The sequence below is a fragment of the Dulcicalothrix desertica PCC 7102 genome, from assembly GCF_003991905.1.
In the GTDB taxonomy this organism is placed as follows: domain Bacteria; phylum Cyanobacteriota; class Cyanobacteriia; order Cyanobacteriales; family Nostocaceae; genus Dulcicalothrix; species Dulcicalothrix desertica.
Genome location: NZ_RSCL01000074.1, coordinates 1 through 11,688, shown reverse-complemented (window position 1 = coordinate 11,688; position 11,688 = coordinate 1). Strand labels below are relative to the sequence as shown.

Sequence of the window (11,688 nt, the reverse complement as noted above, 5' to 3'; positions counted from 1 at the left end):
AGTATGTTTATTTACTAATGCCAGTACGTATTTATGTAATATTTTATGCGACATTCTGAAGTGCGGAATATGGGATCTAAGTAAGCATATTCCTGTCTTACGTATAGAGAAGGGCATTAAAGCGAGAAAAGAATATTATTTTTTTATTGCTGTTGAAAGTCCGCAAAAAGGTGCAATACCTGAAGAGGTTTATGAGTCAAATTTTCTCCAGTTAAAATATTTTAAAATTCCTGCAGTCCGTAAAGATGCCTGCTTTACTTACGAAGATATCAAGCAGATGGTTGGCGCCAGTCATGATGTCCGTGATTACACTAATCCTATACCGTATAAAGCTTTACCAAAAATTATCAACAAGCATTGGTTTAATTTTACCGAGTCGCAAGAAACAAATTATTCATCTCAATTAAGTGATGCTTCAAGTAAATATAAGCAGTTACTATACTGGTTATCAGCACTTGGTTATGGCACTTTGGAATCATTTAGAAAAGCTTGCGACAAATTAAATATTGAAGAACCATTACGAGTGTTGCGGCGGCTAAAATTGTTAGGACATATTGAATTGTCGTTAGATGGAAAGCGATGGTCAATAGCACCAACGACAACAGTTCAAATCTCTTCAAATTCAAATTTACAAGAGTTTATATTATGTGGACAACAAAGTTTAGAGTTATTAAACAAGCTGCAACAATATGCGTCGGTTAATTTTATAAATCAACCATTCGGAGATGCACCTCCTTGTGTCCATATCCAAGTTGACAACTTAAACAATATTTCTACTTTACACAACAATATTAGTAATAATCTTTCTATAACAAACGCTGGTGAAGTATCAAAACAGTTGGCAAGCATATTACCCAATATTAATATTTGGAAGAATAATCTTGTTAAATTACCAAGTATTGTCACAAGTTGTTACGGCTGGCAGAAATTTGATGGCTGTAATTTTGTGGATTGTGACTTGCCAACAGAATCGGGAATGTATCAAATGTATAGCCAAGATACAAGCGTTCATACTCCACTTCGCACCTTGTTCTACGACAAAGAAAGCAGTTGTTGGGTCTCTGGCGACTGGTATGGTTTGCGATTCTTAGCGTTGCAACAAATTCAAGAACCATGTATATTTATTTACAATTCAAAAACGAAACATTTGGTAGTACCTGTATCACAAAGATTCCCAGAGATTTACGAGCGCGCATTGGTTCTGGCATCAGGGATACTTCCTACTTATAAGGATTCGTATTTGCTTTATACCAATATAGAACCAGATTTAGTAAATTTGCTCAGTTCTAAACTAAACCTAACTTGTAGCGGGGAATCGACTTATGCATGATTTGGTAGGAGCGTATCAAAGGCTTGACCGTATTTATCAGTTATATATCCAAAGCGCATTTCCACTACGTTATACAGCATTAGCGACTGAGCGTAATGATATTCTCAAAAAACCAGGCATTTTGAGTCAGGCGCCGTTAGTTGAGCCAGTTCCTACCTACCCCTCATCAGGAATGGATTTAGCAACTGCTGCGGCTCGATTACCTACTGGATATAATGATTTAGTTTCTTTAGGGCAAATGATTTTTGACCCAAGCATTCCGCTTTACGAGCATCAATGGAAAAGCTTGGAAGCAGTAATTTTAAATAAGAAAGATATTGTCGTTACCACAGGTACAGGTTCGGGTAAAACAGAATGTTTCTTATTGCCGCTTTTAGCACAGTTAGCAAAAGAATCCGCGTTTTGGGCTAATTGTCCACAAACAACTAGTCAACAGAATTGGTGGAATGGTAAGGGGAACCGAGTATCGCAGTGGACACACGCACCTCGACCAAAAGCTGTACGTGCATTAATTTTATATCCGCTTAACGCTTTAGTTGAAGACCAGCTAAGACGATTACGAAAAGCACTAGATACTTCGCAAGTTCATCAATGGTTAAATACTGCGCGCGGTGGTAATCGAATTACATTTGGTCGTTATACTGGGCAAACAGCAGTTTCAGGAGAAAGAAAACAAGATAGTATCGAACGGTTACGACGAGAGTTAACAGAACGCTCGCAACAATGGACGGAGATTCAGAAATTGCAAGACCCTGAATTAAATTATTATTTTCCGCGCGTTGATGGTGCTGAGATGTGGTCTCGTTGGGACATGCAAGAGTGTCCACCGGATATTTTAATTACAAACTACTCAATGCTCAACATCATGATGATGTGAAGTATTGAGAATAATATTTTTAGCGCAACACGTGATTGGCTTGCAAGTGAAGAAAATAATGAGTTTTTCTTAATTATTGACGAACTTCATAGCTATCGCGGTACTCCTGGAACGGAGGTAGCATATATTCTTCGCTTGCTGTATTCGCGTTTAGGACTAACACCAAATTCACCACAACTGCGGATATTAACAACAACAGCGAGTCTTGAACAAAATTCACAGGGAATGGATTTTTTAAAACAGTTTTTTGGGCGTAATAACTTTACATTTATTAGTGGGCAGCAAATATCACCTCAATATCAAGCGCAGTCTCAGATAACACCGCATCAAAATGCGTTTGCCAATTTTGCTCAGTCTGTTCAGCCCGATCCATTCAAACCAATGGCACCACCGGACGTTAACGATTCTAAAATTGCAATGTCCAATTTAGCTCAACAGCTAGTAACCTCAATAACAGCAGTAAAAGAAGAAGAACAATTAGGCGAAGCCCTAGCTACTATTGGTGCATCGGATGCGTTACGAAAAGCTTGCCAAGATGCTAGTGGCAGTGTGCGTGCGACAAACGTCCAAGCATTGGATCAAAAACTTTTCCCAGGTGCCAAAAATAATAATTTTGTATCAGATGCAACGCGAGGACTACTTTTAGCATTAGGGATGTCTAAACAAAGCAATGGACGTTCTGTGCTACCAGTGCGCGGACATTTATTCTTCCATAACTTACAAAGCCTTTGGGTATGCTGTAATCCAGATTGTACAGATAGTAATGTTTTTCAAAGCGTAAGACAAAACCCACAAAATTCTAATCGTCCAACAGTAGGTGCCATTCACGCTACTCACAGCCTAACTTGCTCGTGTGGTTCGCGTGTTCTTGATTTAGTCGTGTGCGAGGTGTGTGGTGAAGTTTTTCTAGGAGGGTACAAAACAACTTCTAAAATTGGCATAAAAGATGTAGAAATTTTGACACCTGACCAACCCGACCTTGAAGGTATTCCTGACCTTGTAATTCTTAATCAACGCTATGGAAACTATCGTTTATTCTGGCCATTACCCCACGATGTACCTGCTTGGAGTAATAAACCGCAGGATTTAGAGTGGCAAGTTCAGGGCAATAAGTGTAAGTGGGTGCAAGCAAAGTTAAATGTTTCGACAGGAATACTTTTAGAAGGCGCCGCTCCACCACAACAAAATGAAATACCAGGATGGGTATATAAAGTTGAAGGTAGCAATGCCGCAGAACAACGTGCTTTACCTACAAAATGTCCCCGATGTGATTCTGACTATAGCAAGCGCGAGCAATTTCCGACCTCACTACGTATCCATCGCACAGGTTTTCAAAAAGCGTGTCAAGTACTAGCAAGTGGTTTACTTAGAGAAATGCCAGCACCACCTACACCAACAAGTCGTTCGTCACGTAAGCTAGTTATATTTTCTGATAGTCGTCAGGATGCAGCAAAATTAGCAGCAGGTATGGAACGTGACCATTACCGTGATATGGTACGTCGGTTACTAATTGAGTCATTTCAAGGATATTGGTCCGAGCTTGTAGCTTTTTTACGTGTAAGCTGTACGGGTAATACTGGTGCATTAGCTTCTTTGCAAGCCGAAAATTCGCTTCTTTATAGTGCTGTTACTGCGCCACCAGAAGCTGATGATATGTTCAAGCGCAACCGATTTGGTACTGCCTACCCTAGCTTAGTTAGTGAAGCTATGTCTTGGCTTTTCGGCGCCCCTGCATTTAATCCTATTGCGCGCGACGAATGGCTTAATTTAATTCGACGCTATCCCGAACGTATTCCCTTATTAAATTTAAGACGGACAGTTCGCGATGCTTTACTTGTATATGGAATTTGTCCGGGTGGTAGCGATTTTCGAGCCTTAAACTACAGTACTGGACAAAACAAAAGTCAACAGTGGGAACCTTGGTATAACTGCTATAACTGGACAAATAGTTCTGTTACTTCAATTGTTAACGCTACAACCCAGCAAACTGACCATATTTCTCGGTTGGAAGATATGCTAACCGACGAGTTAATGTACGTGCTGTTTCAACATATTGCACGAACTCTTGAAGGAATTGGTGAAGGGTGGTTAAGTTATCAACCGCAAGGAAACCCAACACAAAAGCTTGTAGAAGTATGTGAAGCAATTATCCGGCAACTTGGTATTCGTAAATTACACCGCTATTCACGCTATGTACCCGTTGGTAATAATTTTTTACAACCTTATTTAGAACGGTATATCAAACGAGCTGGCTTGAATGAAAAAGACGTAGAGAAACACTTACTTCAGTCAAAAATAGTTACATCTAGTGCAAAAGGACTTGCCCTCGACCCAGATCATCTTTATCTCGTTTTACCACCAAACCCAGTTAATGGTTCGCGTCAAGGATATCGATGCCCTCAATGTAATGCTTTCTTTCTTCAACCAGCAGCGGGTATTTGCCCCGAATGTAACAGTGACCGTCGTTTTGATGACCTGAAAATCCCTTCGATTAAACTTGTTACTGGGCAAACAACGAGCGATTTTGATTATTACAATTATCTTTCTTCTGAATCTGGTTCGCCGTTTCGGATGAATGCCGAAGAGCTAACAGGACAAACCGACAAAAGCGAACGAATGAGGCGCCAACGTAGATTCCAAGATATTTTCATTGATAATGAGAATCCTCGTGTTCAAGGAATTGATCTACTCAGCGTGACTACAACGATGGAAGCAGGAGTTGATATTGGTTCGCTGCTTGCTGTAATGATGGCAAATATGCCACCCCGTCGGTTTAATTATCAACAAAGGGTAGGACGAGCAGGGCGCCGGGGAGTAGGTGTTTCTTTGGCTGTAACATTTTGTCGAGGTCGCAGTCACGACGATTTTTACTTTCAGCGCACAGAAAGTATAACTGGCGATCCTCCACCAGCTCCTTATGTTGATATGACAAGCGAACCGATTTTTAAACGAGTTTTGATTAAAGAAGTATTGAGACAAGCGTTTTCGGTTGCAAAAGAAAACCTCCAAACAGCAGGTATTATTTTAGACAACAGCGGCACTGATAACGTACACGGTGAATTTGGTGCGGTTGTGGATTGGTTGCATTACAAACCAGAAATAAATACCTGGTTAAGTAGTGCAGCAAATCAACATACAATTTCATCGATATTGAGCAGTTTAGTGCCTCAAACCAAATTGCCTAGTGGCATTCAAGCGGCAATGCTGGGTTATTTATGTAATCAACTGATATCAGAGATTCAGGGCGTTGTGGATGATTCAACTTACACTCAAGATAAACTCAGTGAAAGGTTAGCAAATGCTGGATTACTACCGATGTTTGGTTTTCCAACGCGAGTACGCTTACTTTACACCAGGTGGCCGTCTCAAGCTAGACAATGGCCTCCAGAAACTGGAGTTGTAGACCGTGACCTTGATTTAGCTATCAGCCAATTTGCACCATCATCACAAACAGTTAAAGACAAAGCCGTTCACACTGCGGTAGGAGTAGTTGAGTTACGTCCTCAAGGTAATAAAGGTAATTTAGTTTCAGAATCAGGATTTACACCCGCACTTCCAAATGGCAATTATGCGCTTGCTATTTGTGGAAACTGCCAAGCTGTAACATATCCTTATCAACCAAATCAACGCATAACTGGCAGTAAATCAAAAAAAGAATTATGTCTTGTTTGTGGGACAAAAGAACTACGTTGTATTGACGCGCGAGAACCGAAGGGATTTTTTACAGACTTGCGTCCGCAGGACTTTGATGGACGGTTTGAATGGCAACCACGTTCAACACGACCATCATTGAGTGTTGATGCCAATATTGGTGTACCAACTAATTTACTCAATGCTTCGGTGTACGCATTTAATGAGAATATCATCACTGTTAATGATAATGGAGGTAAAGGTGGTTTTGAATTTCAACAAGCAAAAGTTTTTGGAGAACTAAAAAGTGGCGCCTATGTAGTTTCAAAAGAAAGCGATGACTATGTAAGCAGTTCTGGTACCAAATATACAATTGCACTATTATCTCGCCGAAAAACTGATGTTCTGTTAGTAAGTTTGAATTATTGGACAAAAGGGATATTTGCGAATCCAACTGACGTTATAGGTCGTGCAGCTTGGTACTCGTTTGCATTTTGGTTGCGGGTTGCTGCTGCTTCATTGTTAGATGTTGATGCATTAGAATTGCAAGCTGGTTTCCGCTCACTGGGACAAAACGGAATGATTTTTGGTCAAGCATTTCTCTGTGACCAATTAGAAAACGGCGCCGGGTACTGTAAATATCTTGCCCAACCTCATGTATTTCAACAAATTATGATGCAAGCAGACCTAAATACTGCGAATAGTGTTGCTGCTACATGGTTAAATTCTCAAGGACATAGTAAGGATTGCGATACTTCTTGCAATTTGTGTCTACGCGATTATCAAAACCTTGTTTATCATGGCTTACTCGATTGGCGCCTCGCACTTGATATGGCACGTTTAGTATCGAATTCAAGCATCAAAGTTGACTTAAGCTCGCCTTGGAGTAGCTGTATTCAAAATCCTTGGTTAAGTTTATTAAACAATGCAGTTCCAGCAACACTTCAGCGTTTAGGTTATCGTCCTCCAACGCAATTTAAAACGCTTACAGGTTACGTTCACCAAAATCCCAAACGTAAAATTATCTTAATTTTGCGCCATCCCCTGTGGCAGGATGACCACCCTGAGTGGATTGCAGCTTCTATTGAAGCTTTAGCACAATATCCAACTTATACAGTTACGGATGCAAATCCATTTATGGTTCTGCGACGACCAGGAGGATATGCATAACTAGGGCTTGCAAAAATTCTTATCTTAGATATTAAGTGCTAGCTTTACCCAGTTCAATTTTTACCCGTTCGCAGTATACCAACTCCAATAGTGAAAAGCTGCGATTGTAACTTCATGTTCATAAAGCGATTATATAATTTTTTTTCTTAGTATTTAATAATGCCTTATTGTGCTAATTCTGTAAACGTTTATAAAGCTTCTTTTACGGTGCCACCCTTACACCAAGTACTACTATATACAGGTATAATACAGTATTTATGTATTAAACTTATATATGATTAAAGATTTAGCTTACTATTGCAAAAAGTTTGCCCCTAGGATAAAACAAACAAACCCTAGTGGTTTAAACGTGAATCGCAGTCTGGGCACGGCGCCAAACAAACCAATTTTACTATTATCTATCATCGAATTAATCAGCCGAGGGGAGATTAGAAAAAATCAAATACTCTTATCTGGTGAATTGGTCGCCACATTTATGAACTTATGGCGCCACTTAGAACCAACCCGCAAGCCAGATATAGGACAACCGTTTTTCTATCTACGAAGTGATGGTTTTTGGCACTTCCAACCAAACCCTGGATTTGAGCTAGCTATAAATTCCAAGGCAAAACTAGTATCAGCAGGCGCCATCAAACAAGCAATAGAATATGCGTACTTGGATGACAAGTTGTGGCAAATATTACAAGACTCTCATAATAGAAGCGTGTTGATACAAGTGTTGATTGATGAATGGTTTAGTGGCGCCAGTAATATTGAAGGAATTTTACAAGTAAATGCTTTTGCTGAATTGCAGGAAGAGTTAGAGCGCGCGGGTGGTAAAATTTATCAGCCATCTGAACTTGATTCTGAACAGAAAATTATTGTTAGAGACGCAGCGTTTCGTAAAATTGTTACCGCAACTTATAACTTTAGCTGTGCGTTTTGTGGGCATCAGATACTTGATATAAACGGGCAAGGTATTGTGGATGGCGCCCATATTCTCCCCTTTTCAAAATTCTACGACGACAAAATAGACAATGGACTGGCGCTGTGCAAGACACATCACTGGGCATTTGATAGGGGATGGTTCAGTATCGAGGATGATTACTCAATTATTGTTATGGATGGTTTGCGAGAACAGGCGCCGAACTGTAAACCGATGCATGATTTTGTAGGGGAACAGATTATGCTACCAGCACAGACACAGTATTATCCGCGCGTGGAAGCTCTAAAATGGCATAGGGAAAATATATTCAATGCTGCTTAAGTTTTGTTCAAGGCGCCGTCTGACATTACATTAAATATCTAGATATTTAAGTACGAGCGATAAGCATATGTTGGAAGGCGCCAATTTTATTCTTCTGTTAATCAACAGCAACTGCGCTTTCTTTTTTGTCTCCATTTTGGTAATATGAGGCAGATGTATTGTAGTTACCAAAATTTATCTTAGGAATAGTGAAATTTGGCAGCTTTAAAGAATCGGAAATAGATTTGGAAAGTTCTTCAGTAGAAACAAAACCACCAGCTACAGTATCAAGCTCATCACTAGATAATTCAATTGCAATATGATTGTTAGTTGTTTGAGTCATTGCTTTGTCTCCATTAAGTATTACAGTTTATAAATAAAGGTTAGATATTTTAGTTTCATGAAAACATCGGTAAAAGGTTTGAATTATACATCAGGCGCCTACATCGTTCGCAGTCGTTCTTTAGTTTGAGTAAGATGCTTGAAATAGAAGTTGCATGAAGAACGCCCGAAAGTTATGCCAGTTATCAACTTGCAATCTTTTTAAAGGCATCGAGAGAATATATTTAATGTGGCATAAGTTCAATCGGCGCCTTCACTGTGTTCTTGTTCAATCATCGTCTTCCTGTTCCCAAAAAAAAGTAACTTTGATGGTGCATGTAAAAGTTCCAATGTATTGAATTGGTAGTTCAGGTGTTTTTTGCGTAACATGCCCAAAATCTTCATCGAAAAGCAGTATTATTGCATTTGCGCTCTCAATTCCAAGTCGAAAAGAAGCATCAACAACCTCTGATGAGAAAAATGTGCCTCCAGTTATGTCATTCCCTGAGACATTTTTAATTAAATCAGCTATGAGTATGTGACCACATGAACTGTAGTAAGCGTGAAGTTGGTCGTCGTCAAACCAACGATAATCAATATAGTAGTGCAAACCTTGATAATTGTACGCTTAGTAAAGTATTTTGCGAAGCATAATTTTCACTGTTGTCTTCAAGATATTCCTCATACTCTTGTTGTGAAACAAAGTTACCCAACCATATTGCAACGTTAGCATCTTCGGTACTCACAGGTGTTTTTCGTCCCATAACTCTCTCCATAAGATATAGCTTGCCGCAACAAATGCGTGGAGGCGCCTGTGTTTTTATATTTATAGGCGCATTAATTAAAACTCTATTTTCTTTGGATAGATATGAATGCCACCACTGGTTGTTTATAAAGGATAGCAACAAATATTACTTGTTTCAACAGGCGCCAGTCCGTAGACAACCGCAATTGAAATTCGCGACTTTGTTGCTATGTAACTGCGGCGTATACAGTGGACAAAAATTTTTTAGAGTAAAATATCTATCTGAAGTCGTAGACAAAACAATTGGTTTAACGGCGCCTGCAGCTTGAATACCCAAGGTCAAAGGAAGAGGCGCCACATTGTAAACCAATGCGTGACTTTAGCATTTCTTCATATAAACAAGCGTAATTATACTTAGAAAATTTACAAATATAAAAGTATAATAGAGAACAGCTAGCTAATTATACTTAAACCGCTTAATTCATGTTCAATCTACGTAAAACCTTGCTTCCAGTAATCAGCTTGTCAATTGCGACTATTGGAAACTGTACCCTATCAAGCCAAGCACAAGCTTTAATTCAATTTAATCAGGAGTATGATTTTTTCACTAGTGCCAGTTTTATCGTAGAAAAAAATCTTTTGGTTGGTCCAGCTAAAGGTGTTACGATAGGCGCCGATTTTAGTTTAAATTTGTTTGAAAGCTTAGTATATGCAAACCTTGCAGATACTAACCTTGCTATCCAAACAGGCGCCCCAGTTATTTTTGATGCAAATCCACAAACGTTTGGCGCTTTGGAGCCACAAGGCGGTATTACGTTTTTTGGAGAAGGTAATGATAAGCTGTTTGGTACTCATAAAGGTGTAAATACAATTAACCCAGTGACTTTAAACGTAGATATATTGGGTGATATTGTTATTAATGGTGGTGAAGGTAGATTTATAGGCGCCAGTGGTAGTGGAACTATTGCAGGAAAATTTACTTTAGGCGCGAGTCAACCAGGTAAAATGTTGGTAAGTCTATCTTTTGATACTCCAAAAAGTATTCCTGAAAATGCTAATTCAGCAGGTATTGTTTTTGCCGCGTTATGTGCAGGGATAATGTTGAAAAAAGCATTAGGTGTTAAACAGTTAAACCATTAATTATTTGAATTAAACAAGTTTTTAGCTCCAAATTACGTTCACCACAACAAGCAAGCGCTCCCATGTGGTTTTTACTATTGGCGCCTAAATAAAAATATAGTTCAACCAGTAGAGCATCGAAGAAAACGCTACTGTACCAGGGTAGGCGCCTGTTGTGGAAAAAGTTGGGCACAGATATTCTGAACGTAGCAAGTGGCGCCTAGAGTTACTTAACAGTTATTGGGTATATAATTTCAGAATCTGTATCTGAATTAGCTATATTAGAATTATTCTGGGAACTATCATTCATTAAAAAACTTGGTTGAGATAAAGGTAATGGCACTGAACTCTCGTTATAGTTATAAACGGCGCCACAAAATAAACTAAATTTATTGAATCGAGATTTGGCGCCTATGCTTTAATCAGCTTTTAATGACGTAATACAAATAATTTATTGGACAACAGGACAATTAGTACCAGTATTAATAGAATTTGGAGTAACTACTGTTACAAGGTTGAGTAATGCCAAACGTGATGGTTTAATTACTGATTACCGTATAGAGCGAGAGGGTGTGTATCAAACAAAATACAACGGATGCTTTTTCTGGGACATCGTTTTTGAATATCGAGTTGAAGAGTATTTCGCGCGCTTGTAAATGTGGGAAGTTACAGGCGCCGATATATCTCCTTAATAAAATAATACGTTTCGTATCTAAAATGAGAGATACTAGTTTCAATTTGCTGTTGGCGCCTGTTAGTAGCGCAGGATGTGAGTGGCGCCCTATTTTCAAAAACTTTTTATACCTAAGTTACTCTAGAAATAGGTACGAATATGAAAATCAATATCTTCTAGACTTTCCCCAGATTCCAAAGCTTTTATCAAGGAAGGAGCATCTTCTTTTTTTATAAATTTAACCTTTTTACCGTTGTAGTAAATAACTATATAAACACTGTTATCTTCGTAATCATAAACCGGATAATCACAAGTATAAGCTGGAACTTTTTTAACTTTCTTCTTCATTTGTTACCTTCCTGGAGACCCTTGTAATAGCGACAAATGTCGATTATTAATATAAATTTAATACGTTTCGTATTTAAACATAGAGATACTGAGATAGGCGTGGTTCTATAGTTTAATGGCGCCAAACCGTAAACCAATGCGAGATTTGTCACGGTGAACAGACTAATACTACCAGGGGTAAAAGTAGCAAAGCTGTCACCAGCCGCCACACGACGGCTGTAATCATTATCATAACTGAATTTCAGGAAAA

The 11,688-nt window shown here is 38.9% G+C and carries 13 protein-coding genes; 6 read left to right on the top strand and 7 right to left on the bottom strand.

What is annotated here, in order from left to right; translation table 11 throughout:
- The 4 genes from DSM106972_RS52065 to DSM106972_RS50445 form a co-directional block, all read left to right on the top strand.
- The coding region (locus tag DSM106972_RS52065) for a hypothetical protein (RefSeq protein ID WP_158633044.1) at positions 1–1,330 on the top strand (1,330 nt) is incomplete at its 5' end.
- Positions 1,323–2,207 carry a DEAD/DEAH box helicase gene (locus tag DSM106972_RS53020; RefSeq protein WP_201800915.1) on the top strand — a complete coding sequence of 295 codons (885 nt, stop codon included), beginning with the start codon at positions 1,323–1,325 and terminating at the stop codon, positions 2,205–2,207. The genes DSM106972_RS52065 and DSM106972_RS53020, both read left to right, overlap by 8 nt.
- Positions 2,208–2,342: 135 nt before the next feature.
- Positions 2,343–7,007 carry a helicase-related protein gene (locus DSM106972_RS50450; RefSeq protein WP_201800914.1) on the top strand — a complete coding sequence of 1,555 codons (4,665 nt, stop codon included), beginning with the start codon at positions 2,343–2,345 and terminating at the stop codon, positions 7,005–7,007.
- 274 nt (positions 7,008–7,281) lie between these two features.
- Positions 7,282–8,253 (top strand): HNH endonuclease, encoded by a 972-nt coding sequence (locus DSM106972_RS50445; protein ID WP_127087768.1) that lies wholly within the window; start codon positions 7,282–7,284, stop codon positions 8,251–8,253.
- A 97-nt stretch (positions 8,254–8,350) separates the two neighbouring features.
- On the opposite strand, the gene DSM106972_RS50440 is transcribed toward DSM106972_RS50445, so the two are convergent.
- The 3 genes from DSM106972_RS50440 to DSM106972_RS52060 form a co-directional block, all read right to left on the bottom strand.
- Positions 8,351–8,575 carry a hypothetical protein gene (locus tag DSM106972_RS50440; protein ID WP_127087767.1) on the bottom strand — a complete coding sequence of 75 codons (225 nt, stop codon included), beginning with the start codon at positions 8,573–8,575 and terminating at the stop codon, positions 8,351–8,353.
- A gap of 267 nt (positions 8,576–8,842) precedes the next feature.
- Positions 8,843–9,163, bottom strand: a complete 321-nt coding sequence (locus DSM106972_RS50435; RefSeq protein WP_127087766.1) for a hypothetical protein — start codon at positions 9,161–9,163, stop codon at positions 8,843–8,845.
- Complete coding sequence (locus DSM106972_RS52060) at positions 9,147–9,317, bottom strand: hypothetical protein (protein ID WP_158633043.1); 171 nt, start codon at positions 9,315–9,317, stop codon at positions 9,147–9,149. Before DSM106972_RS52060 ends, DSM106972_RS50435 begins: the two co-directional genes overlap by 17 nt.
- 22 nt (positions 9,318–9,339) lie before the next feature.
- Between DSM106972_RS52060 and DSM106972_RS51080 the strand changes: the two genes are divergently transcribed.
- Positions 9,340–9,627 carry a hypothetical protein gene (locus DSM106972_RS51080; RefSeq protein ID WP_148129296.1) on the top strand — a complete coding sequence of 96 codons (288 nt, stop codon included), beginning with the start codon at positions 9,340–9,342 and terminating at the stop codon, positions 9,625–9,627.
- Positions 9,628–9,781: 154 nt separating this feature from the next.
- Positions 9,782–10,438: a hypothetical protein gene (locus DSM106972_RS50425; protein ID WP_127087764.1), complete on the top strand. Its 657-nt coding sequence runs from the start codon at positions 9,782–9,784 to the stop codon at positions 10,436–10,438.
- Here DSM106972_RS50425 and DSM106972_RS50420 read toward each other — a convergent pair.
- The 4 genes from DSM106972_RS50420 to DSM106972_RS54665 form a co-directional block, all read right to left on the bottom strand.
- The gene (locus tag DSM106972_RS50420; protein ID WP_127087763.1) at positions 10,419–10,610 is read right to left on the bottom strand and encodes a hypothetical protein; all 192 of its coding nucleotides are present in this window, start codon (positions 10,608–10,610) and stop codon (positions 10,419–10,421) included. The genes DSM106972_RS50425 and DSM106972_RS50420 overlap by 20 nt on opposite strands.
- A 346-nt stretch (positions 10,611–10,956) precedes the next feature.
- Entirely contained in the window at positions 10,957–11,208 is a 252-nt protein-coding gene (locus DSM106972_RS53015) for a hypothetical protein (protein ID WP_127087762.1), read from the bottom strand.
- 23 nt (positions 11,209–11,231) lie between these two features.
- Positions 11,232–11,438 (bottom strand): hypothetical protein, encoded by a 207-nt coding sequence (locus DSM106972_RS50410; RefSeq protein ID WP_127087761.1) that lies wholly within the window; start codon positions 11,436–11,438, stop codon positions 11,232–11,234.
- A partial coding sequence (locus DSM106972_RS54665) for a hypothetical protein (protein ID WP_233787988.1) occupies positions 11,435–11,688 on the bottom strand: 254 nt, incomplete at its 5' end. The genes DSM106972_RS54665 and DSM106972_RS50410, both read right to left, overlap by 4 nt.